At 70.5% G+C, this 21,808-nt stretch carries 20 protein-coding genes and 2 pseudogenes; 17 read left to right on the top strand and 5 right to left on the bottom strand.

The features are described 5' to 3' along the window. The first annotated feature begins 55 nt into the window (after positions 1–55). From B5F23_RS02820 to B5F23_RS02800, 5 genes are read left to right on the top strand one after another with little or no spacing between them, the layout of a single operon-like run. The gene (locus B5F23_RS02820; protein WP_087351585.1) at positions 56–688 is read left to right on the top strand and encodes a DUF1836 domain-containing protein; all 633 of its coding nucleotides are present in this window, start codon (positions 56–58) and stop codon (positions 686–688) included. A gap of 5 nt (positions 689–693) precedes the next feature. Next, positions 694–2,106 carry a Na+/H+ antiporter NhaA gene (gene nhaA / locus B5F23_RS02815; RefSeq protein WP_087351582.1) on the top strand — a complete coding sequence of 471 codons (1,413 nt, stop codon included), beginning with the start codon at positions 694–696 and terminating at the stop codon, positions 2,104–2,106. A gap of 37 nt (positions 2,107–2,143) precedes the next feature. Then, a complete protein-coding gene (amaP, locus tag B5F23_RS02810) occupies positions 2,144–2,797 on the top strand; it encodes an alkaline shock response membrane anchor protein AmaP (protein ID WP_087351579.1) in 654 nt (217 codons plus the stop codon). Between the two features lies 1 nt (position 2,798). After that, entirely contained in the window at positions 2,799–3,158 is a 360-nt protein-coding gene (locus tag B5F23_RS02805; RefSeq protein ID WP_087351577.1) for a DUF2273 domain-containing protein, read from the top strand. 40 nt (positions 3,159–3,198) lie between these two features. Then, entirely contained in the window at positions 3,199–3,750 is a 552-nt protein-coding gene (locus B5F23_RS02800) for an Asp23/Gls24 family envelope stress response protein (protein ID WP_087351574.1), read from the top strand. Between the two features lie 18 nt (positions 3,751–3,768). Here B5F23_RS02800 and B5F23_RS02795 read toward each other — a convergent pair whose 3' ends face one another. Together B5F23_RS02795 and B5F23_RS02790 are read right to left on the bottom strand one after the other, a co-directional pair. Beyond that, positions 3,769–4,365, bottom strand: a complete 597-nt coding sequence (locus B5F23_RS02795) for a metal-dependent hydrolase (RefSeq protein ID WP_087351571.1) — start codon at positions 4,363–4,365, stop codon at positions 3,769–3,771. 25 nt (positions 4,366–4,390) lie between these two features. Next, positions 4,391–5,374 carry a D-isomer specific 2-hydroxyacid dehydrogenase family protein gene (locus B5F23_RS02790; protein ID WP_087351568.1) on the bottom strand — a complete coding sequence of 328 codons (984 nt, stop codon included), beginning with the start codon at positions 5,372–5,374 and terminating at the stop codon, positions 4,391–4,393. A gap of 163 nt (positions 5,375–5,537) precedes the next feature. On the opposite strand from B5F23_RS02790, the gene B5F23_RS02785 reads away from it, so the two are divergent. Further along, positions 5,538–5,996: a C-GCAxxG-C-C family protein gene (locus B5F23_RS02785; protein ID WP_087351565.1), complete on the top strand. Its 459-nt coding sequence runs from the start codon at positions 5,538–5,540 to the stop codon at positions 5,994–5,996. 57 nt (positions 5,997–6,053) lie between these two features. Here the strand turns inward: B5F23_RS02785 and B5F23_RS02780 are convergent. Next, positions 6,054–8,036: pseudogene (locus B5F23_RS02780) on the bottom strand (oxidoreductase). An 811-nt stretch (positions 8,037–8,847) separates the two neighbouring features. On the opposite strand from B5F23_RS02780, the gene B5F23_RS02775 reads away from it, so the two are divergent. The 8 genes from B5F23_RS02775 to B5F23_RS02740 all read left to right on the top strand — a co-directional run bounded on the left by B5F23_RS02775 (position 8,848) and on the right by B5F23_RS02740 (position 16,995). Continuing rightward, positions 8,848–9,189 (top strand): thiamine-binding protein, encoded by a 342-nt coding sequence (locus B5F23_RS02775; RefSeq protein ID WP_087351562.1) that lies wholly within the window; start codon positions 8,848–8,850, stop codon positions 9,187–9,189. Positions 9,190–9,267: 78 nt separating this feature from the next. Next, complete coding sequence (locus B5F23_RS02770; RefSeq protein WP_446723472.1) at positions 9,268–10,014, top strand: ABC transporter permease; 747 nt, start codon at positions 9,268–9,270, stop codon at positions 10,012–10,014. Continuing rightward, positions 10,004–11,065, top strand: a complete 1,062-nt coding sequence (locus tag B5F23_RS02765) for an ABC transporter substrate-binding protein (protein ID WP_087351556.1) — start codon at positions 10,004–10,006, stop codon at positions 11,063–11,065. The genes B5F23_RS02770 and B5F23_RS02765 overlap by 11 nt, the downstream gene beginning before the upstream one ends. A 2-nt stretch (positions 11,066–11,067) precedes the next feature. After that, positions 11,068–11,868 carry an ABC transporter ATP-binding protein gene (locus B5F23_RS02760; protein WP_087351553.1) on the top strand — a complete coding sequence of 267 codons (801 nt, stop codon included), beginning with the start codon at positions 11,068–11,070 and terminating at the stop codon, positions 11,866–11,868. 361 nt (positions 11,869–12,229) lie between these two features. Next, positions 12,230–13,378: a hypothetical protein gene (locus B5F23_RS02755; protein ID WP_087351551.1), complete on the top strand. Its 1,149-nt coding sequence runs from the start codon at positions 12,230–12,232 to the stop codon at positions 13,376–13,378. Between the two features lie 18 nt (positions 13,379–13,396). Then, the gene (locus tag B5F23_RS02750; protein WP_087351548.1) at positions 13,397–15,010 is read left to right on the top strand and encodes a vWA domain-containing protein; all 1,614 of its coding nucleotides are present in this window, start codon (positions 13,397–13,399) and stop codon (positions 15,008–15,010) included. Positions 15,011–15,058: 48 nt separating this feature from the next. Next, positions 15,059–15,724: a hypothetical protein gene (locus tag B5F23_RS02745; RefSeq protein ID WP_087351545.1), complete on the top strand. Its 666-nt coding sequence runs from the start codon at positions 15,059–15,061 to the stop codon at positions 15,722–15,724. A gap of 80 nt (positions 15,725–15,804) precedes the next feature. Further along, the gene (locus tag B5F23_RS02740) at positions 15,805–16,995 is read left to right on the top strand and encodes a toxic anion resistance protein (protein ID WP_143786344.1); all 1,191 of its coding nucleotides are present in this window, start codon (positions 15,805–15,807) and stop codon (positions 16,993–16,995) included. Positions 16,996–17,049: 54 nt separating this feature from the next. Here the strand turns inward: B5F23_RS02740 and B5F23_RS02735 are convergent, their stop codons facing one another. Beyond that, positions 17,050–17,541: a DeoR/GlpR family DNA-binding transcription regulator gene (locus B5F23_RS02735; protein ID WP_241145778.1), complete on the bottom strand. Its 492-nt coding sequence runs from the start codon at positions 17,539–17,541 to the stop codon at positions 17,050–17,052. 6 nt (positions 17,542–17,547) lie between these two features. On the opposite strand from B5F23_RS02735, the pseudogene B5F23_RS02730 reads away from it, so the two are divergent. The 3 genes and pseudogenes from B5F23_RS02730 to B5F23_RS02720 form a co-directional block, all read left to right on the top strand. Continuing rightward, positions 17,548–18,399, top strand: a pseudogene (locus tag B5F23_RS02730) (pyruvate formate lyase family protein); the annotation flags it as partial. Positions 18,400–18,458: 59 nt separating this feature from the next. After that, positions 18,459–19,136, top strand: a complete 678-nt coding sequence (locus B5F23_RS02725) for a transaldolase family protein (protein ID WP_087351539.1) — start codon at positions 18,459–18,461, stop codon at positions 19,134–19,136. 296 nt (positions 19,137–19,432) lie between these two features. Then, positions 19,433–20,053: a hypothetical protein gene (locus B5F23_RS02720; RefSeq protein WP_087351537.1), complete on the top strand. Its 621-nt coding sequence runs from the start codon at positions 19,433–19,435 to the stop codon at positions 20,051–20,053. Positions 20,054–20,237: 184 nt separating this feature from the next. Here the strand turns inward: B5F23_RS02720 and B5F23_RS02715 are convergent, their stop codons facing one another. After that, positions 20,238–21,644 carry an aminopeptidase gene (locus B5F23_RS02715; RefSeq protein WP_087351534.1) on the bottom strand — a complete coding sequence of 469 codons (1,407 nt, stop codon included), beginning with the start codon at positions 21,642–21,644 and terminating at the stop codon, positions 20,238–20,240. Positions 21,645–21,808 lie beyond the last annotated feature (164 nt).

Raw genomic sequence — 21,808 nt, 5'->3', positions numbered from 1 at the left:
CTTGAATACTAGATAACATGGATTTCGGTATTCGGTCGCATTTCACAGGAGGAACATGGCCGAGAAGAACCGCGTCGCCCAGGTCCGCCCCGTCTCCGCCGAGGACCTTCGCGAGCTCGCCGAGCGCATGTCGACGGTGCACCTCTCGCGCATCCGCGAGATGCCGCGCATCGAGCTCTACCTGGACCAGCTCATCACGCTCGTCAGCCAGGAGCTCGAGTTCATGCAGGTGCCCGGGGAGACCCCCGTCACCGGGTCGATGGTCAACAACTACGTCAAGCAGGGAGTGATCCCGGCGCCGCGCCGCAAGCGCTACACGCGCCGCCACGTGGCGTCGCTGCTGTTTGTCTGCGCGCTCAAGCGCGTGTTCTCGATCGCGCAGGTCTCGCAGCTCGCAGGGCAGATCTGGGACTCGGGGCTCGACCTCGAGGCGCTCTACGACGACTCCTGCGCCGCCCTCGAGCGCGCCCTCGCGGCGCGCTTCTCGCCAGACGCGCCCGGCGAGGGGGACGGCGCGGCCGGCGAGAAGAACGGCGCGGCCGGGGACGCGCGCCCGCTCACGCTCGTCGACGCATCCGGAGAGCCGGCGGCGCCCGAGCTCGCGCGGCTCATCCAGGCCGCGATGGACGCGCTGGCCGCCAAGGTCGCCGTCGAGCAGGCCCTGCTGCTCGGCGCGGGCGGGGAGTGAGGCGCGTGGGCAGCATCTACGGGGAGCCCGCGGTCGTGCGCCGCCTCGAGCGCCGCGGCGCGCTGCGCTCGGTGACGGGCAGCTCGACGGTCGCCGCTGCGGTCATGGTGGGCGCGGCCCTTCTCGCCCTGGTGGTGGCCAACACGCCGCTCTACGAGGGGACGGAGTGGCTGCTCTCCCAGCCGCTCGAGCTGGGGGCGGGGCCGCTCACGGTCTCGCTCACGGTGGAGCAGTTCGTCAACGACTTCCTCATGGCCGTCTTCTTCCTGCTCGTGGGCATCGAGCTCAAGTACGAGATGACGGTCGGCCAGCTGCGCCGCCCGCGCCAGGCCATGCTGCCCATGCTCGCCGCGGTGGGCGGGGTGTGCGTGCCGGCGCTCATCTACCTGGCGCTCAACCTCGGCGCGCCCACGGCGCGCGGCTGGGCGGTGCCCATTGCCACCGACATCGCCTTCGCGCTCGGGGTGGTGTCGCTTCTGGGGGACCGCATCTCCCCCTCAACGAAGGTCTTCTTCCAGACCCTCGCCATCGCCGACGACATCCTCGCCATCGTGGTCATCGCGCTCTTCTACGGGCAGGTCCCCCAGCTCGGCTGGTGCCTCGCCGCCCTCGCCTGCACGGGCGCCCTCGCGGCGCTCGCCCGCGCCCGCGTCTACTCGCTCGCCCCCTACGTCGTGGTGGGGCTCGTGCTGTGGGCGTGCCTGTTCAACTCGGGCATCCACGCCACGCTCGCCGGCGTCATCCTCGCCTTCGCGCTGCCGAGCCGCTCCGACGTGCGCCTCGGCGAGCTCGGGGGCTGGCTCGAGCGGCGCGCCCACGACCTCGACGACACCTATGACGACGCCCACCACGTGCTCGGCCAGCACGACTTCACCGAGGGGGCGTGGCGCGTCGAGCGCGTGATGCACCACGTCACGCCGCCGCTGCAGCGCATGGAGCGCTACGTCTCGGTGGCCGTGAACTTCGGCGTGCTGCCGCTCTTCGCCTTCGTGAACGCCGAGCTCCACCTCGTGGGCGAGAACCTCGGCTCCCTGCTCACGAGCCCGGTCGCCCACGGCGTCTACCTCGGCGCCGTGGTGGGCAAGCCGCTCGGCATCGTCCTGGTGACGGTCCTGCTCGTGCGCCTGGGCTTCGCGCGCCTGCCGCGCGGCATGGACTGGCCCCAGGTCGTGGCCGTGGGCCTCCTGGGAGGCGTGGGCTTCACCATGTCGATCCTCATCACGGGGCTGGCCTTCGCTGACCCCGCCGACGCGGTGGCCGCCAAGTGCGCGATCCTGCTCGCCTCCGTGAGCTCGGCCGTGCTCGGGCTCGCCTTCGCGCGTCTCGCGGTCCGGCGCCCGGGCCGCCGGCGCGCCTCGGGAGAGCGTGCGGACTCTCCGGCCCCGCGAGACGTCCGTCCGGGGCAAGGGGTATCCTAGGGGCAGCTGTCAGACTTCGGCTGATGGGAGATCTTCGATGAGTGTGTTCAAGCGCCTGTGCGCGATCGTCTTCGTGCTGGCGGACCTCGCCGCGCTCGCAGCCCTCGCGCTCACCTGGTACGGGCCGTGGACCTCGGCCGCCTCGGCGCTCTTCGCCGTGGGGGAGTACTCGCTCGCGGTTGTCGCGTGCCTGGCGATAAGCGCCTTCGGCCTGCTCGTGCTGCTCCTGCGCGCGCTCTTCTCGCGGCGCACGGTGCGCACCGTCGAGATCGCCACGGTGGACGGCGGCGTGATCTCGGTCACGCGTGATGCCATCGCCGCCCAGGCCTCCCACATCGTCGAGGCGGACGGGACCTGCGCTGCCGCGCGCGTCCGCGTCGACGCCAAGGCGCGCGGGCACGTGCGCGTGCACGTCCGCGTGCTCCCGCACGAGACGGTCGACGTGGTGGCCAAGGGCGCCGAGCTGCACGAGGAGCTGATCGACGGCCTCGCCGCGGTGTGCGGCGACAAGGTCGAGGACGTGAGCCTGGAGTTCGTGGAGCCCGAGTCCGTGACGCTCGCCTCCGCGCAGGAGGACGAGGCCGGGCAGGCCGCACCCGAGGCCGGGCAGGTCGCCCCCGCGACCCCGGACTCGACGAGCGAGATCACGGTGTCCATGGGACCTGCCCGCGACGCCGAGAGGGAGGCGTGAGATGGCTGACGAGAAGGACCGCCGGCCCAAGGTCGAGGTCGAGCAGGGCGAGAGGGACGAGCGCCAGGCCGCCCCGGACGCGACACCCGGCTCCGCGCCCGAGGGACGCGAGGAGTCCCGTGCGCGCGGGATCGGCGCCGTCACGGCATGGGTGAGCCGGACCTTCCCCGGCAACGAGAACGCCTTCTGGGGCGGGCTCGTGGGGCTTCTCGCCGCGCTCGTGCTCATCGCGATCGGGCCGTGGTACACCATCGTGATCGCGGTCCTCGTGGTGGCGGGCGTGGCCGTGGGCCAGCTCGCGGACGGGGACCCCAAGATCGTGAACGCGCTGCGTCGGCTCTTCTCGCGCGGCAACCAGTAGCAACTGCGGCGTCTCGGCGCCCTGACATCGAGGAGCAGACATGAGCACAGACGAGAGCAGGTCCCGCCAGGACGTCGAGCCCGACGAGGACGCCGGGACCGAGCTTGCCCCGAGCGCGGCGGGCCAGGACATCGAGGCCGTCACCGACGACGAGGACGTGGACTCCGAGGACTCGCTGACCTTCTCCAACGGCGTGATCGAGAAGATCGTGGCCATCGCCATGCGCGAGGTGCCCGGCGTGGTGGGCATGAAGGGCAGCTGGTTCAACCGCGTGCAGGACGCCTTCGGCGCGAGCGACTCCACCAAGGGCGTCACCGTCGAGGTGACGCCGGAGAGCGCCGTGCGCGTGAACATCTCCGTGCTCATCGAGTACGGGGCGTACGCGCCGCAGGTCTTCGAGGACGTCAAGCGCGCCGTGGTGAAGCAGGTCACGGGCATGACGGGCCTCGAGGTGGCCGGCGTCAACCTGCGTATCGAGGACGTCCTCACCGCCGAGGAGATCGAGCAGCGCAGCCGTCGCGCCCCGGTCGTCAGGGACGCCGCGGACAAGGCCGAGAAGCCCGAGAAGTCCGAGAAGCCCGAGGACGCGTAGCGCCGCGCGGCGCCCCCGTCACGCGAGCGCGCGCCAGAGCGCCCCGCCCGCCGCCGCGAGCGCGGCGACGAGCACGCACGAGTCCACGACGCCGCCCGTGCGGCACAGCCCGAGGGCAACGCCTCCGCGCAGCGGCCAGAGCAGGCGCACCGCGCGGTGGTTGAGCGCGTCGAGCGCGAGGTGCGAGGCAAAGCCGAGCGCCACGGGCAGCGCGAGCGGGGCGGCCAGGAGATGGGTGGCCGCGGCGTAGCCGGCGAGCGCGAGGAGAGAGTGCGAGAAGGCTCGGTGCGACGAGAGGCGCGTGGCGCAGAGGAGGCCCGCGAGGCCGAGCGCGCCGAGCGCGAGCGGGGCGGCCCCGGCCGACGAGGCCGCACGAAGGAGCGTTCCGCCGGAAGCGGCGTCGGCCGCGAGCCCGGCGACGAGCAGGGCCGCCGAGGCGACGCGCGCGAGGCAATCTCGGTGCGGGTGGGCCGGGTCGCGCACGTCGAGGTCGGGGATGGTCGCCCCGACGGCCCCGCCTCCGGCGGCGAGCGCGAGCGCGGGGAGCCCGGCCGCGGGGCCGGCAGCGAGGAGCGCCACGGCGACGCCCGCCGCCACGTGCGTCCTTCCTGTCACGGGACCTCCCTTCCTCGCCCTGCGCCTAGCGAACCTCGTAGGGCGTCTCCTCGCCCGCGGCGAAGGCGAGAAGCGCGCTCGTGGAGCCGCGGACCATGCCCTCGACGTCCTCGCCGGTGTAGAACGCCATGTGCGGCGAGACTATGACGTTGGGCATCGCCGAGAGGACCGCCCGGTCGCGGTTGGGCAGGACGTCGCGGCTGCGGTCGAGGTAGTAGAGGTTGGACTCGTTCTCGATGGTGTCGAGCGCGGCCGCCCCCACCTGGCCGGACTCGAGCGCGTCGACGAGGGCCGCCGTGTCCACGAGGGTGCCGCGCCCCGCGTTGACGAGGACCACGCCGCGCTTTGCGCGCGCGAGCTCGGCGGCGCCGATCATGTGGTGGTTCTCGGGCAGGCCCGGCGCGTGGAGCGTGACGACGTCAGAGCTGGCGAGAAGTTCGTCGAGCGTGACGTAGGTGGCGAGCCCGGCGAGGTCGTCGCGCGGGCAGGGATCGAAGGCCAGGACGCGGCAGCCAAAGCCCCGCAGGTGGCGCACGACGGTGGCGCCGATGCGGCCGGTGCCCACCACGCCCACGGTGCAGCCGGAGATGTCGCGGCCGAGCTTGCCGGCCAGGCTGAAGTCCTGGACGGCGGCCTGCGCGAGCACGAGCTTGACCTTGCGCAGGGCCATCATCATGAGCATGATCGCGTAGTTGGCCACGCCCTCGGGCGGGTAGGCGGCGTGGGCCACGCGGATCCCCAGGCTTCGGGCGGCGTCGAGGTCGATGTGGTCGTAGCCGATCGAGCGCGTGGCGATGCCGCGGACGCCGAGGTCGCGGTAGGTGCCAAGCAGCTCGGGCGTCATCGGGTTGGTGATGATGGAGAGCATGTCGGCGCCCGCGGCGAGATGGGCGTTGTCCAGGGTGGGGTAGTCGGGCGTCCAGTCGTAGCCAAAGCCGAGCTCGCGGCTGAGCGCGTCGAGGTAGCCGAGCTCGTCATAGGGGCGCAGGGCATAGGCGAAGATCTTCATGGGGAGGTCCTTCTCGTTGGGTCTGAGGACACTAGGGTAGCGCGGCGGGCGCGTGGGGTTGCGACCCATTTTGGCGTCGCGGCGCGACAGGCGCGGGCGCCGCGCGGCCTCCGGCCCGTCAATCGCCTATGATGGCGAGGTCAGCGAAGCGAGGGGAGACGCGATGAACGAGAGCGTGAGCGTGTCCGCGGTGGCCGCCGCGGCGAGCGAGTTCAACGGCAGGCAGGGCGACGCGCACATGAACTGCGGCGAGTCGGTGATCGCGGCGCTGTGGGACGCCTTCCGCCCGGACTTCCCGCGCGAGCTCGCGGTGGCGGCGGGCGCCGGCATGGGCCGCGGCATCGGAGGCTCCGGCTGCGTGTGCGGGGCGCTGGGCGGCGGCGTGGCCTTCATCGGCCTCATGACCGGCGACAAGGGCCGCGCCAAGCCGCTCGTTGCCGAGCTGCACGACGCCTTCCGCGACGGCACCGGCAAGCACGTCACCTGCTGCCGCGCGCTCACGCGCGGCATGGAGTGGGGGAGCCCCGAGCGGCGCGCCCAGTGCCAGCGCTTCTGCGCGCTGGCCGCCGGCGAGGCCGCGCGAGTCCTGGCCGCCGAGCTCGGGCTGGAGGTCCGCCCGTAGGGCGGGGGCCCGCGCGGAGCCCCCGCCGCTGGTTCTTCTCGCCCGGCGGGTGCGCGCCTAGAGCGTGTGCGCCACCTCGTAGGCGTCCCAGATCGAGGTCATGATGTTGCCCACCTGGCGGCCGTCGCCCACCTCGAAGACGCCGTAGCCGCGGCCCCTGAGCTCCTCGGCCATGGAGGGCACCGGGGCAAAGCCCACCGCGATCACCACGGAGTCGGCCGCGATCGTGCGCCGCTCGCCGGTCGTGGCGTCCTCGACCACCGCGCCCTCGTCGGTCACCGCGGCGATGCGGGTGAGCGTGTGGACGGGCGTGCCGTGGTAGGCGAAGGCGTCGCGCAGGTACATGGCGTTGGGCAGCGGGACGGCGATCCCGCTCGACAGGATGTCGGGCAGCGCCTCGACGATCTACACGTCGCGGCCCTTGTTGACGAGGTCGAGCGCCAGCTCGCAGCCCACGAGGCCGCCGCCCACGACCACGACCCTCTGGCCGAGGCGGCTCTCGTCGCGCAGCGCCTCGACGCAGCCCACGCACTTGGGGTGGTCGGCGCCCTCGATCGGGGGCGTCACGGCAGCCGAGCCCGTGGCGAGCACCACGGCGTCGGGCTCGAGCGAGTCGACGAGCTCGGGCGTGGCCTCGCAGCCCGTGCGCACGTCCACCCCGAGGTCCGCGAGCTCGCCTTGGTACCAGGCGTTGAGCTCGCGCACCTCGACCTTGAAGTCGTGGGCGCCGCCCGTAACGAGGTGCCCGCCGAGCTCGTCGGTCCTCTCGAGCAGCGTCACGTCGTGCCCGCGCATCCGCGCCGTGCGCGCGGCCTCCATGCCGGCCACGCTGCCGCCGACCACCACGACGCGCCTCTTGAGCGGCGCCGCCGTCACGGCGTAGCTCGGGTCGCGGCCGACCTCCGGGTTGACCGCGCAGCCCACGGGTAGCTGCGCGAAGAGGCGCCCCAGGCAGCCCTGGTTGCAGGCGATGCACGGGCGGATCTTCTCGGGCCTGCCGGCCTCGACCTTGCGCGGGAGGTCCGGGTCCGCGAACATCGGCCGGCCGATGGCCACCGCGTCGAACCTGCCCTCCTCGATGCCCTTCTCGTCAAGGCGCACGTCGCCCATGCGCGAGCCCACGATGATCGGGACCTCCACGGCCTCCTTGGCGCGCTCGGCGAGCTCGGCCATGTAGCCGCGCGGCAGGTACATGGGCGGGCACGCGTAGTAGAACGAGTCGTAGGTCCCGGTGTCCACGTCGAGCGCGTCGTAGCCCGCGGCCTCGAGCAGCTGGCAGATGCGCACGCCCTCCTCGAGGGTGCGGTAGGCCTCGTCGGAGCCGTCGAAGCTCGCCTGCATGAAGCCCTTGGCGTAGGACTTGAGGCCCAGGCGCATGGTGACGGGGAAGTCCTCGCCGCAGGTCTGCTTGATGCCCTCGCAGATCTCGCGGGAGACGCGCAGGCGGTTCTCGAGGCTGCCGCCGTACTCGTCCGTGCGGCGGTTGGTGAGCGAGGAGGCAAACTGGTCGAGCAGGTAACCCCAGTGGATCGAGTGCACCTCCACGCCGTCGAAGCCCGCCCTCTGGGCTATCGCCGCGGCCTCGACGAGCTGCTCGACCTTGCGGTGGATCTGGTCGACGGTGAGCTCGGGGGAGACCTGGTCCGGCGCGCCGAAGACCGGGTTCTCGGACGGCCCGCCGAGGCCGGGGTAGTTGCGGCCCAGCCCGAGCGTCAGCTGCACGAAGAACCGCGCCCCGTAGGCGCGGGTGCGCGTGAGCATGGCGTCGGAGGTGGCGAGAAACGCGTCGGGCGCGGTGCGGAAGGTCCCGCCGAGCGCGGAGTAGGGGTCGACCTCGGAGTCGGTGTTGAGCGCTCCGGTCTGGAGCAGGCCCATGCCGCCCTGCGCGCGGCGGACGAAGTACTCGATGCCCGACGGCGAGAAGGACCCGTCGGGGTTGAGGTAGGTGCCCGTGGTGACCGGCGCCATCACGAACCGGTTCTTGATGGTCACCTTGCCGATGGAAAACGGGCTGTTGAGCGCCGGGAACTTCTCGGGCATGCGAACCTCCTTCTGCGAGTTTTGAACGATATTCAAATTCTTCTCCGCTCGCGGCGTGCCGCCATGCCGTCTTCGGCGAGCGTGCGTCGAGCCCTGGCACGCGGGCCGGAGGGTGTCCCGCGCGGCTTCACGGCCCCGCGCGCCGCTCAGGCCCCGCGCACCTTCGCAGCTCCGCGCACCGCCAAGCCCGCGGACCGCCAAACCCGCGCGCCGCCAAAACCCCGCGCACCGTCAAACCCGCGGACCTCCCGGGTCCCGCGCGCCGCCAAAACCCCGCGCGATTGGGTGGCATGTTTGATGCTCGCCCGCAAAAACGGGGCGGCAGGGGGTCCCGTGACCCCGAGGTTCTTCTCGCCACCTGCGTTTTTTCTGGCGAGAAGGGCCACGGCCCGTCTTGCGCATCAAACATGCCACCCAACCGCACGTGGTTTGTGGCACGGGGCGGCACCTGCGGAGCGCGTCGAGGCCCAAACACCCAATCGGCGTCGTTTTCTGGCACGCGTCGAGGCCCAAACACCCAATCGGCGTCGTTTTGTGGCACGCGCCGGCCCGGGCCTCCCATCCGCGCGCCGGCCCCCTGACGCGCCGGGACGGCTCGCACCCGCCCCCGGAGCCCACCGGAGTGCTACACTACTCACCGACAGAGGGGGGCTGGCGCACGCCGGCTGAGATTGGGCCCAGGAGACCGAGGGTGGTCGGGCGGCCCTGACCCGTAACCTGATCCGGGTAATGCCGGCGTAGGGACAAGCCACGCGCCCGCGGGGCACCTACGGAAGACGGGGTGCCCAGCGCACCCAGGAGGGAGGGGCGCGTGAACTGCTCGGTTGCGATTCAGTTCCTGCCCATGGACGCCACCACCGACGACGCCACGTGCGACGCGGTGGATGCCGTCATCGCCTACATCGACTCCACGGGGGTCGACTACTTCGTGGGGCCGTTCGAGACGGCCATCGAGGGCGACTACGAGACCTGCATGGAGATCCTCAAGAACTGCCAGCTCGTGGGCGCCAAGGCGGGGTGCAAGCACATGATGACCTACGCCAAGATCAACTTCCGCCCCGACGGCGACGTCATGTCCACGGACCGCAAGATCGGCAAGTACCACCCCGGCGACCCGGAGTTTGCCGAGAAGCGCGCGGACGCGGCGGCCTAGCCCATGCCCGCGCCCAAGCCCAGACCTGCCTCCGGCCCCGCCCGCGCCCAGGCGCCCACGCGCGCCCGGCGCGTCCTGATGCCGCTCGCGGCGGTCGTCGCGCTGCTCGTGGCGTGGGAGGCCGTCGTCGACCTCGGGGTGGTGCCCAACTTCCTGCTGCCGACGCCGGTGCAGGTGGTAGCCGCGCTCGCCGAGGACGCCGCGCTTCTCGCCAGCCACTCGCTGACCACGCTCGCCGAGGCGGCGGTCGGCCTTGCCGCCGGCGTTGCGCTGGGGTTCGTCTTTGCCGTGCTCATGGACCGCTTCGAGGCCTTCTACCTGGCCTTCGAGCCGCTCATGACCATATCGCAGACCATCCCCACCATCGCCATAGCGCCGCTTCTGGTGCTGTGGCTCGGCTACGGCGCGCTGCCCAAGGTCGTGCTCGTGGTGGTCTCGACGTTCTTCCCGATCACGGTGTCGCTCGCCTCGGGCTTCCGCTCGGTCGACCCGGACGTCGTGGACCTCATGCGCACGATGAACGCCTCGCGCTGGCAGGTCTTCTGGTACGCCAAGCTGCCGGCCGCGGCCGACCAGTTCTTCAGCGGCCTCAAGATCTCGGCGACCTACGCCATCGTGGGCGCCGTCATCGCCGAGTGGCTCGGCGGCAACGCGGGCCTGGGCGTCTACATGACGCGCGTGCGCAAGTCCTTCTCGTACGACCGCATGTTTGCCTCGATCATCATCATCTCCGTGCTCTCGCTGGGGCTCATGAAGCTCGTCGAGCTGCTCCAGCGGGCGTGCATGCCCTGGAAGAGGGCAGAAAGGAACAGCAATGAGCGATAAGAACCTCTCCCGTAGCATCAGCCGTCGTCAGTTCGTCGCCGTCGCCGGCGCCGCCGGTGCCACCGCGGCGCTCGCGGGCTGCGGGACCACCGGCGACGACGCCGCCCAGGGTGACGCCCAGGGCGCCTCCGGCAGCGCGAGCGGCGACAAGACCAAGATCTCCTTCGTGCTGGACTACACCCCCAACACCAACCACACCGGCATCTACGTGGCCCTCGACCAGGGCTACTTCGCCGAGGAGGGCCTCGAGGTCGAGATCGTGCAGCCGCCCGCGGACGGCGCCGACGCGCTCATCGGCGCGGGCGGGGCTCAGATGGGCGTCTCCTACCAGGACTACATCGCCAACAACCTGGCCTCCGACCAGCCGATGCCCTACTCCGCCGTGGCCGCCGTCATCCAGCACAACACCTCCGGCATCATGAGCCGCGCCGAGGACGGCATCACGCACCCGGCCGCCATGGAGGGCCACACCTACGCCACCTGGAACATGCCCGTCGAGCAGGCCACGGTCCAGCACGTGGTGGAGGCCGACGGCGGCGACTGGTCCCAGGTCGAGCTCGTGCCCTACGAGGTCGACGACGAGGTGAGCGGCCTGCGCGCCAACATGTTCGACACCGTGTGGGTCTACGAGGCCTGGGCGGTCCAGAACGCCGTGGTCCAGGACTTCCCGTACAACTACTTCTCGTTCATCTCGGTGGACGACGTCTTTGACTACTACACGCCGGTCATCGCCGCTAACGACGACTTCGCCGCGGAGAACCCCGACGCCGTGCGCGCCTTCCTGCGCGCGGTCAAGCGCGGCTACGAGTTTGCCGTCGAGAACCCCGACGAGGCCGCCGACATCCTCTGCGCCCAGGTGCCCGAGCTCGACAGCGACCTCGTCCACCAGAGCCAGTCCTACCTCGCCGAGAAATACATCGACGACGCCGAGTCCTGGGGCGTGATCGACCCCGAGCGCTGGGCCGCCTTCTACCAGTGGCTGAATGACAACAACCTCGTGAACAACCAGCTTGACGTCAACGCCGGCTACGACCTCTCCTTCCTGGAGTAGGCGTGGGCGCTGGCGAGAAGAACGGGCCCCCCGTGGCCGCGGGCGCGCAGGCGACTCCCGCGCTCGCGGCCGAGGGGCTCACCCTCTCGTGGGACGGTGAGCACGTCATCGTGCGCGACGTCGACGTGACCGTGGCGCCCGGTGAGGTCTGCTGCCTCGTGGGCCGCTCCGGCTGCGGAAAGACCACGATCCTGCACGCGCTCGCCGGCCTGACGACCCCCGTGGCCGGCCACGTCCTCCTGCATGGCGAGGACGTGACCGGCCGGCCGGGTCGCGTGAGCTACATGCTGCAGAAGGACCTCCTGCTGCCGAGCCGCCGCATCATCGACAACGTGTGCCTGCCGCTCGTGCTCGCGGGCATGAGGGGGGCCGACGCGCGCGAGAAGGCCGCCCCGCTCTTTGAGCGCTTCGGCCTCGCGGGCTGCGAGCTCAAGTGGCCGAGCGAGCTCTCCGGCGGCATGCGCCAGCGCGCGGCGTTCCTGCGCACCTATCTCATGGGCGCTGACGTGACGCTGCTCGATGAGCCCTTCTCGGCGCTTGACGCCCTCACGCGCACGGACGTGCGCCGCTGGTTCGTCGGCGTGGCGGCCGAGCTGGGGCTCTCCGCGCTCGTCATCACGCACGACGTGGACGAGGCCGTCTCGATGGCGAGCCGGATCTACGTGCTCGCTGGAGCGCCTGCCGCGGGCGAGCCGAGCCATGTGGCGGGCATCGTGCCCGTGAACCGCGTTGCCAGCGAGAGCTTCGAGCTCACCGACGAGTACCTCGCCGCCAAGCGCCAGGTCATGGCGCTGCTGGGCTAGGCGGGGCGTCGGGCGGGACCCCGCTGGCGCGCGCTCGCCGCACCCGGCACGCGCCGCACCGACGTGCCTCTGGCATTGCCCCGCGCTGACATGCCTCTGGCATTGTCCCGCGCCGAACGTACGAAATCGGGGGCGAAGCCGTGCGCTTGGGGCGGACTATGTCGAATCGCCGCGGGCGGCCCGCCGGGCCGGTTGCGTCGTATGGAAGGCGCGACCGCACGCCCCCGCCCGGCCGCGCGGGCGCGTCACGCTCGCGTAAGGCCCGCGTAATGCTCGCGCAAGGCTCGCCCCCGGCGCCCGCCCGCGCACCCTCCCCGGACGTATCGTTGTGGTAAGGATGCGTTCAGGTGGGGGAGGTGGCGTGGGAGCTCGAGCCAAGACGCTGATCGCCGGCGTGGCCCTCATCGTCGCCGCGGTCGTGGTGGCGGGCGCCATCGCGCTCCTGTCCGGCGAGTCGGGCGGGGGCTCTCCGTCCCCCGAGCCTTCGACCGACCAGGCCGAGGAGCTCACCGTCGTCCGAGGGGTCATCGGCTCGGAGAAGGAGTCTCTCTTCGCCGACCCCGAGGCCCGGGCCATCTTCGCCCGCTACGGCCTCGACGTGCAGGTCACGACCTCGGGCTCCTGGGCCATGGCGGAGCGCCCCGGCATCGAGGAGGCGGACTTCGCCTCCCCCTCCTCGGAGATCGCCGCCGCGCACCTCGCCGACGTCCACGGGGACGCGGTCCTCTCCACCACCCGGCCCTTCTACTCGCCGCTCGCCCTGGCGACGGGCGACGCCGCCCTCGACGTCCTGTCGCAGAACGGCATCGCGGAGCAGCGCGACGGCGTGTGGTACCTCGACATGGCGGCCTACCTCGATGCCGTGGCGGAGGGCAGGCGCTGGACGGACCTCGTCGGGTCGGACGCGTACCCCTCGAGCCGAAACGTCATGGTCACCACGACCGACGTGCGCTCCTCGAACTCGGCGCTCATGTACCTGTGCCTCGCGAGCTACGTGCTCAACGGCAACGCGGTCGTGACGAGCGAGGACGCCGCCCGGTGGCAGGCCTCCGACTCGCTCGCCCGCCTCTTCCTCGACCAGGGGTACTCGCAGTCGTCCTCCTCGGGGCCGTGGGAATCCTTCCTCTCCAAGGGGCCCATGAACCAGCCGCTCACCCTCATCTACGAGAGCCAGTACCTCGAGGCGCAGATGAACGAGCCCGCCCGCGTGACCTCGTCTATGAGGATCTGCTACCCCTCGCCCACGATCTTCTCGGACCACGTGGTCGTGGCCTTCTCGGAGGCCGGCCAGCGGGTCCAGGACGTCCTCGAGAACGACGCCGACATGGCGCGCGTCATCGCGCGGCACGGCTTCAGGCTCAACGGCGCCAACTCGGCCGCCTTCGCCGAGACGGTGAGCGGGGCGTCCCTCACCGGGTACGCGGAGGACGGGACCTTCATCGACGCCACGCAGGCCCCCAGCTACGAGGTGGCCGACGCCATGCTCCAGACCATCGAGGCGCTCTACTAGCGCGAGGGGAGAAGAACCATGAGACCAGCACCCGCCCCGCGTCGCCGCGCCCTCGTCGTCCTTCTCGCCCTGCTCTGTGCCATCGCGAGCGCGCTCGCGCTACCCGCCTGCTCGGCGCCCGACGAGCCCGCCGATGACGTTCCCGCGACCCAGGGGGCGTCGGGCGGTGACGGCCCCTCCGTCGACGGCGCCACGCTTCGCGTGCTCGCCGGGTCCGAGGTCAAGGACATGGAGGGCATCCTCGAGGACGCCCAGGACGAGCTCGGCATCACGGTCGAACTCGAGTACATGGGCACGCTCGACGGCACGGAGGCCGTGATGGCGGGCGAGGGCGACTACGACGCCACGTGGTTCCCGTCAAACGCCTACATGTCGCTCTTCGACGAGAAGGGCTCGCTCGTGAGCCAGGAGACGTCGATCATGCGCACGCCCGTCGTGCTGGGCGTGCGGGCCGATCGCGCCGCCGAGCTGGGCTGGGACGAGCGGAGCCCGACGTGGGCCGAGGTCGTCGACGCCGCCGCCTCGGGGGAGTTCCGCTACGGCATGTCGAGCCCGGTCTCGTCCAACAGCGGCTTCTCGGCGCTCGTGGAGCTCGCCACGGCGCTCTCGGGCACGGGTGCGGCCATCACCGCCGACGACGTCGAGACGGTGGCCGCGGACCTCACGCGCTTCGCGCAGGGACAGGCGCTCACGAGCGGCTCGTCGGGCTGGCTCATGGACGCCTACGGCAACGACCCCTCGGCGGTGGACGGCGTCTTCAACTACGAGTCCCTGGTCCTGGCGGACCCCGGCCTCGTCGAGGTGATCCCCCAGGACGGCGTCATCACCGCCGACTACCCGCTCACGCTGCTCTCGGGCCGTGGCGACCGGGCCGAGGCGGCCTACCGCGCGCTCGTGGACTACCTGCGGCGCGACGACGTCCAGCGGCGCATCGCCGACGAGACGCTGCGCCGGACCGACGCCACCACGGCCGACGACGCCACGGAGGCCTTCGAGATCCCCTTCCCCAACCGCCTCGAGACGGTGAGGGCGCTGCTCTCGAGCTGGGTCTCCGACGTGCGCAAGCCCGCCAACATGGTCTTCCAGATCGACACCTCGGGCTCGATGGAGGGTTCGCGGCTCGACGCCCTCAAGGCGGCGCTCGGCTCGCTCACGGACACGGGCGCCGAGGGGACGGGCTCGCTTCTGACCTTCCAGCCGCGCGAGACGGTGCACTTTGTGGAGTTCGCCACCTCGGTCAAGGACGAGCGCGACATCACGGTCGGCGAGGACGGGAACCTCTCCGACGTGGGCGACTACGTCCGGGGGCTCGTCGCGTCCGGCAGTACCGCGATCTACGGGACGCTCGAGCGTTCCCTCGAGCTTGCGGCACGGACCCGCTCCGACGCGAACGTGACCTCCGTCGTGCTCTTCTCGGACGGCGAGAACCTCGAGTCGCCGGACCTCGCCGCGTTCAGGTCATGGTATGAGGCCACGCCCGAGGTCCATGGCATCCCGGTGTACGCGATCTTGTTCGGCGAGGCGAGCAGGGATGAGATGGAGCAGCTCGTCGAGCTCACGGGCGGGCGCGTCTTCGACGCGGCGGACGGGGACCTCACCGCCGCCTTCAAGGAGATCCGCGGCTATCTGTAGACGAGGGCGGGTGCCGGGTCGGGCGAGGAGAGAGAGCGGGAGGGATCGATGCGGGGCGAGAGGGTCATGGCGATCGGGGTGTCCGTGGCGGTCCTCGCGGTCTTCTGCGGCGCCGCCCTTCTCGTCGCGGGCGTCGCTGCCCGCGTGGGGCTCATCGCGGCGGGCGCCCTCATGTCGGCTGGGTCGTGGCTGCTGCTCACCTCGCTCAACATGCCGAGCCACGTGGCTGCCATTGACCTTGAGGCGCTCGTGGGCGCCGACCCCGCCCTCAAGGAGTCCGCGGAGGCCGTGAACGAGATGGCGGCACGCATCGAGGGAGCGTGCGCGGCGGACGAGCCCCGGGGCATCGCCGCCGAGGCCGAGTCCCTTCGCGCCCTCGTGGCGTCCATGGTCGAGCTCGTGGGCCTGCCCGAGCTCGCGTCCGCCGGGGCGGAGGAGGACCGTCGCCTCGTGCTCTCGCTCGCGACAACCTGGCTGCCGGGCGCCTGGGAGCAGCTCGTCACCAACGTGCGCTACCTCGGCTTCGGCGGGCGCGCGAGCTCTCGCGCGCGCCGCAACGTCACGGCGCTCGACGGGCAGTGCGCCGACGTGGCGGGCGCGCTCGACCTCGTGCGCGCGCGCATTGTGGAGGGCGCCTCCACCCAGATCGAGACCGGCGCCGACTACCTGAGGCAGCGCCTCGGGCACCGCCCGAGCGAGCTCGACGTGAGCTGACGTCCCGCGTGGCCCGACCGCCTCGCGGCCGCGGGCGCGCCTGCCGCCCGACCCCACCTGCCCCCATGAAAGGAGACCCCATGTCCGATGACCTTCTCAGCGCGCCCGATGACCGCTTCGACCTCGAGGCGACCCCGGCGCCCGAGCCGGTGCGCGTCGAGGGCGCGCTCTCGCAGGTGCCCGCCCCTGACGCCGCGGAGCTCCGGCGCCTGAGCGACAACGCCGGCTCCTGGGTCGCGCGCGTGGCGACTCTGCCGCCCCAGAGCCTCGAGTTCAAGCAGGAGGTCGACGCCATCTACGAGGTGGGCGCCGACGCCTTTCGCGAGACCAGCAGCACCTCGAGCCGCTTCCTCGAGCAGTCCCTGGCCACGTCCAGGTCCGGGGGAGCGCAGCAGGAGGTCTCCAGGAGCCTCGTCGACCTGCGCAACGAGGTCGACGAGCTCGCGCCGGGCGAGGACACCTTCGCTGAGCGCCTGCTGGGGGCGCTGCCCCTCGCGAGTCGCGTGAGGCGCTACTTCCGGCGCTACGAGTCCAACCAGGGCCAGCTCAACGCGATTCTGCTCGCGCTCGGCAAGGGGCAGGACCTGCTGCGCAAGGACAACGCCGCCCTCAACGTGGAGCGGCGCAGCCTCTGGGGCAACCTCGGGACCCTGAGGCGCGCCTACGAGCTGCTGACCGGCATCGACGACGCTCTCGTGGAGCGCATCGAGCGCGAGCGGGCCGCGGGCAACGCCGAGCTCGCCGCCTCGCTCGAGCGCGACGCGCTGTTCGCCGTGCGTCAGCGCCGCCAGGACGTGCAGACCCAGGCGGCGGTGACCATCCAGGCCTACCTCTCGATGGGGATCATCCAGCAGAACAACGACCAGCTGGTCCGAGGCGTCGAGCGCGCCAAGACCACCACGGTGACCGCGCTGCGCACCGCCGTGATCGTCGCGCAGTCGCTCGAGAACCAGAAGCTCGTGCTCGACCAGATCGACGCCGTCAACAGGACCACCGACGCCATGATCGACCGCACGAGCAAGCTGCTGCAGGAGAACTCCCTGCGCACGCAGCAGCAGGCCGTCTCGAGCGGCGTCTCGCCCGAGACGCTGAGGCGCGCATACGACGCGGTCTTCTCGACGCTCGACGGCATCGACAGGTTCCGCGAGCAGGCCAACGAGTCCTTCGCCAAGACGATTGACGTGCTGAGCGAGCAGCTTGAGCGGGCTCGCGACTACGCCGAGCGGATGAATCGCGACGGGGAGGGCGCCTCGCCGGAACCGGGGGAGTGACGCGACGGAGTGGGACACCGGGGACGGAGCGGTGACAATCCCTCCGTCCCCGTGTCACAGGGTCGTGACGCCCGCCGCGGCGAGCTCGCCGCGCGCCTCGTCGCTCAGGTGGGGGTCGGTGATCACGCAGACGTCCTTCTTGCCCAGCGCAAGCGGGACGGTGTCGCGCCGGCTGAACTTCCCGCTCTCCGTGAGCACCACCACGCGCTCGGCGTGCTCCGCCATGTCGCGGACGGCCTGCGCGCGCATCTGGTCGCTGTTGGTGAACCCGGTGCGGGCGGAGAAGCCGTCCGTGCCGGCGAAGAGCAGGTCCACGTAGAAGCCCTCGACGCAGGACCGCACCATGGGCTCCACCATGACCTGCGAGTCCTTCTGGTAGATGCCGCCGATGAGCACGACCCTCACCGTGGGGTCGTCGCGCACGGACGAGGCGATGAAGGCGCTGTTGGTGATGACCGTGACCTCGCGTCTCTCGGCGGCGAGCTGCGCCACGAGCAGGGCGCAGCAGCTGCCGCTCTCCACCATGACGGTGTCCCCGTCGCGCACGAGCTCCGCGACGTGCCGGACGTCCTGTGCTCCGCGCTCACGGACGACTGTATCGGTCGCGGCAAGACCATCAAGGAGGGCGGCGCGGTCTACGACTTCATCTCAGGCCTCCAGGTGGGCATCGCCAACATGGCCGACTCCCTCGCGGCCATCAAGAAGCTCGTTTTTGACGAGAGGCGCATCACGCCGGCCGAGCTCGCCGACGCGCTGGAGACAGACTTCGCGGGCGAGAAGGGCGAGCAGATCCGCCAGATGCTCGTGAACGACGCCCCCAAGTACGGCAACGATGACGACTCCGTGGACCAGCTCGTAGTGGACGCCTACCAGTCCTACATCGACGAGATTGCCAAGTATCCCAACACGCGCCATGGCCGCGGCCCCATCGGCGGCATCCGCTACGCCGGCACCTCCTCGATCAGCGCCAACGTGGGGCAGGGAATGGGGACCATGGCCACGCCCGACGGCCGCCACGCCCACGAGCTGCTCGCCGAGGGCTGCAGCCCCGCGCACAACGCCGACACCCACGGTCCCACCGCCGTCTTCAAGTCCGTCTCGAAGCTTCCCACGGAGAAGATTACGGGCGGCGTGCTGCTCAACCAGAAGATGGCTCCCACGATGCTCGCCTCCGAGCGCAACAAGCAGAAGCTCGAGATGCTCATCTCAGCGTTTTTCGACCGCCTGCACGGCTATCACGTGCAGTACAACATCGTGAGCCGCGAGACCCTGCTTGACGCGCAGGCCCACCCCGAGAGGCACAAGGACCTGATCGTCCGCGTGGCCGGCTACTCCGCGTTCTTCAACGTGCTCTCCCGCGCCACCCAGGACGACATCATCGCCCGCACCGAGCAGACCCTGTAGCGTGCAAAAGGGACAGGCACTTTTGCACGCTTCCACACCCCAAGCGAAAGGAACCAGTCATGAAGCTCATCATCGACGACGCCGACGTCAATGCCATCAAGCGCCTGGTGGAGTACTACCCCGTTGACGGCGTGACCACCAACCCGTCGATCCTCGCCGCCTCCGGCCGCGCGCCCTTCGAGGTCCTGCATGAGATCCGCGACATCATCGGGCCCGAGATGGAGCTCCACGCGCAGGTCGTGGCCCGCGACGCCGAGGGCATGGTGGCAGACGGCAGGCGCATCGTGGCCGAGCTCGGCGCCCACACCTTCCCCAAGGTCCCGAGCGTCCCCGAGGGCTTCAAGGCCATCCGCATGCTCGCTGCCGAGGGAATCCGTACCACCGCCACGGCCATCTACACCCCGATGCAGGCCTTCCTCGCCGCCAAGGCAGGCGCCTCCTATGCCGCGCCCTACATCAACCGCATAGACAACATGGGCTATGACGGCGTGGGCGTTGCCATGGAGATCCACGACATCTTCCGCGCCAACGACCTCCCCTGCGAGGTGCTCGCCGCGAGCTTCAAGAACTCCCAGCAGATCCTCGAGCTCGCCCGCTACGGCGTCGGCGCCGTGACGGCCGCCTCCTCCGTGATCGAGGGCCTCGTCAAGAACGCCGCGATCGACGCTGCGGTGGACGCCTTCATCGCCGACTTCGAGGGTCTCGTTGGCGCCGGCAAGACGATGGCCGACCTGTAGGGGCGGGCGAGAAGAACCTCGGCCCCGGACCTCCACGCGCAATCGGGGATTTCCAACATCCGCGTTAGCGCGTGACAGAAGTTGAACTACCGAACGCGTAGCTTGGGAAACGCGGCCGTCTAGCCGCAGAATCCCGAGCTACGCGTTCTTCTCGCCATGCGCAATCCGAGATTCCGGCAAAGGGTCCTGCCCGGCCGCCCTGGCCCGCGACGTAAGCGTTGCGCAAGGGATGCCGGCCAAACCAGCATTTCCCCTTGCTTCGGGCTAACGTTGTCTTGAGAGCGGAGGGGGGGTACATGGAAGCGCACGAGGACGATACGTACGCGAGGCTCAAGGCGGCGATGGAGGAGGCGGAGGCGAGCGAGTCCCCCGTGGAGTCCGCCCGTGACCGCCGGCGCCGCTATCTGGCGATTGCCTTGATAGTTCTTGTTCCCCTGGCCGTGGTCAGCTATGTCGCGTGGGGACTCATCGGCCTGTTTACCTTGGGCAAGACGGACGAGGGGCCGATCGCGGTGGCGTATCGGCTCGTGGGCGTTCCGGGCTGGCTTGCCATCTTTTCCTTTGGCGTCGTGGCGGTGGCGCGGCAGCTGCGCGACGACTTCAAGGGCGTGGGCGAGCGCATCTTCGGGGCGGTCATCATCGCGCTCATGGTGTGTACCTGCTACGTCTTTGTGGGGCAGCCGCTGCGGGACATCCCGTACCTCTTCGACCCCGTGCGCGTCGAGCTGCACGATGTCGAGACGAGGGACGTGAGCGGCGAGAGCGGCGCGACGTACTACCTCAGCGGCGTCGACGAGTCCGGCAAGGAGTGGGAGTTCCGCATCAACAGCGATACGTTTCTCAGCTGGGACCGCGGCCGCACCACCGCCACCGTGACCGGCCTCCCCAACACCCAGGTGACGCTCGCCATCGAGTGACCCTCCCCGCGCCCTCCAGAGGGTGGAGGCCCTGAGCGACGGCCACCAGGAGTTCCTCACGCCGCTGCAGACAACCGTGACAGCAAAAGGCCGCCCCTCCGATTCTCTAAGCAAGGATTTTCCGCGAAGCGCAGTCCTTGCGTGAGAATCGGAGGGGCGGCCCCCGTTGCCGTAACGAAGTTTCCTACGCGAGCTTGAGGAACTCCTGGTAGCCGCGGTACGCCTCGTAGACGTCGGCCTTGCTCGTCGCCTCCCAGGGCGCGTGCATGGAGAGCACGGGGACGCCGCAGTCGATGACGCTCATGCCGTAGGTGGCGAGGATGTAGGCGATCGTGCCGCCGCCGCCCGCGTCGACCTTGCCGAGCTCGGCGGTCTGCCAGGCGACGCCGCCCTCGTCCATGACGCGGCGGATGGTGGCCACGTACTCGGCGTCGGCGTCGTTGGAGCCGGACTTGCCGCGGCTGCCGGTGAACTTGTTGAACGTGAGGCCGTGGCCCAGGTACGCGGAGTTCTTCGGCTCGAAGACGCTCGCGAACGCCGGGTCGAAGCCGGCCGAGACGTCGCTCGAGAGCATGCTCGAGGCCGCGAGGCAGCGGCGCAGCGCGAGCGCGCCCGTCTCGCCGGCGAGCTCGAGGATCTCGGCCATGGTGTCCTCGAAGAAGTGGCTCGTCATGCCGGTGGCGCCCACCGAGCCGATCTCCTCCTTGTCAACCAGCAGCGTCACCGCGGTGCGCGCGGGCTCCTTGCAGTCGAGCTGGGCGACGAGGCTCGTGTAGGCGCAGACGCGGTCGTCCTGGCCGTAGCCCAAGATCATGGAGCGGTCCAGGCCCAGGTCGCGGGCCGCGCCGGCGGGCACGATCTCGAGCTCGGCGGAGAGGAGGTCCTCCTCCTCGATGCCGAGCTGCTCGCGCAGCAGGGCGACGACGCCGGCCTTGACGGGGCTCTTCTCGGCCTCATCGTCCTTCTCGGCGCCCTCCTCGACGACGATCGGGCGGTTGCCCACGAGCACGTCGAGCATCTCGCCCTCGATGACCTCGCTGGCCTTCTTGGTCATCTGCTGGCTTCCGAGGTGGGGGAGCAGGTCGGTGATGCAGAAGACGGGGTCGGCCTCGTCCTCGCCGATCACCACGTCGACGGTGGTGCCGTCCTTCTTGCAGACCACGCCGTGGATGGCGAGCGGCATGGTGACCCACTGGTACTTCTTCACTCCGCCGTAGTAGTGCGTGTCGAGCGTGACGAGCTCGTTTCTCTCCTCGAGCGGGTCCTGCTTGACGTCGAGGCGCGGCGAGTCGACGTGCGCGCCCAGGATGTTGACGCCGCGCTCGAGCGGCTCGGTGCCCAGGTGCGCGAGCATGAGGCTCTTGCCGCGGTTGACGGCGTAGACCTTGTCGCCGGGCTTGAGCGGCTCGCCGGAGGCAACGCGCTCGGCCAGGTTCACGTAGCCGGCCTCCTCGGCCATGCGGACGCTCGCGGCCACGCACTCGCGCTCGGTCTTGTTGTCGGAGATGAAGGACTTGTAGCCCTCGCAGAGGTAGTGCAGCGCGTCGAGCTGCTCGGCGCTGTAGCGCTTCCAGGCGTTCGGACGCTCCATTGACGGACGCTCCCTTCTCGCGGTTGATGCAACGGCTCACGATTCTAGCGCATGGGGCGCGAAGGGGCGGTCCTGGGGCCTTCTTGGCGGTTGTCAGCGGTTTTTGGCGGTGCGCGTAAGTATCACTTGAGAGGTGTCATTTCTCTACCTGCCGTTTTGCGGGA

Origin of the sequence: Olsenella sp. An188 (assembly GCF_002160255.1) — a bacterium.
In the GTDB taxonomy this organism is placed as follows: Bacteria; Actinomycetota; Coriobacteriia; order Coriobacteriales; family Atopobiaceae; genus Thermophilibacter; species Thermophilibacter avistercoris.
The sequence above is the reverse complement of the archived record's forward strand: the minus strand, read 5'-3'. Positions and strand labels throughout refer to the sequence as shown.

Excerpts from the sequence above, each read along its gene's own strand:
- B5F23_RS02820 (WP_087351585.1), top strand. The coding sequence starts at position 56 with ATGGCCGAGAAGAACCGCGTCGCCCAGGTCCGCCCCGTCTCCGCCGAG.
- amaP (WP_087351579.1), top strand. The coding sequence starts at position 2,144 with ATGAGTGTGTTCAAGCGCCTGTGCGCGATCGTCTTCGTGCTGGCGGAC.
- B5F23_RS02805 (WP_087351577.1), top strand. The coding sequence starts at position 2,799 with ATGGCTGACGAGAAGGACCGCCGGCCCAAGGTCGAGGTCGAGCAGGGC.
- B5F23_RS02800 (WP_087351574.1), top strand. The coding sequence starts at position 3,199 with ATGAGCACAGACGAGAGCAGGTCCCGCCAGGACGTCGAGCCCGACGAG.
- B5F23_RS02790 (WP_087351568.1), bottom strand. The coding sequence starts at position 5,374 with ATGAAGATCTTCGCCTATGCCCTGCGCCCCTATGACGAGCTCGGCTAC.
- B5F23_RS02785 (WP_087351565.1), top strand. The coding sequence starts at position 5,538 with ATGAACGAGAGCGTGAGCGTGTCCGCGGTGGCCGCCGCGGCGAGCGAG.
- B5F23_RS02770 (WP_446723472.1), top strand. The coding sequence starts at position 9,268 with ATGCCGCTCGCGGCGGTCGTCGCGCTGCTCGTGGCGTGGGAGGCCGTC.
- B5F23_RS02765 (WP_087351556.1), top strand. The coding sequence starts at position 10,004 with ATGAGCGATAAGAACCTCTCCCGTAGCATCAGCCGTCGTCAGTTCGTC.
- B5F23_RS02750 (WP_087351548.1), top strand. The coding sequence starts at position 13,397 with ATGAGACCAGCACCCGCCCCGCGTCGCCGCGCCCTCGTCGTCCTTCTC.
- B5F23_RS02745 (WP_087351545.1), top strand. The coding sequence starts at position 15,059 with ATGCGGGGCGAGAGGGTCATGGCGATCGGGGTGTCCGTGGCGGTCCTC.
- B5F23_RS02740 (WP_143786344.1), top strand. The coding sequence starts at position 15,805 with ATGTCCGATGACCTTCTCAGCGCGCCCGATGACCGCTTCGACCTCGAG.
- B5F23_RS02725 (WP_087351539.1), top strand. The coding sequence starts at position 18,459 with ATGAAGCTCATCATCGACGACGCCGACGTCAATGCCATCAAGCGCCTG.
- B5F23_RS02720 (WP_087351537.1), top strand. The coding sequence starts at position 19,433 with ATGGAAGCGCACGAGGACGATACGTACGCGAGGCTCAAGGCGGCGATG.
- B5F23_RS02715 (WP_087351534.1), bottom strand. The coding sequence starts at position 21,644 with ATGGAGCGTCCGAACGCCTGGAAGCGCTACAGCGCCGAGCAGCTCGAC.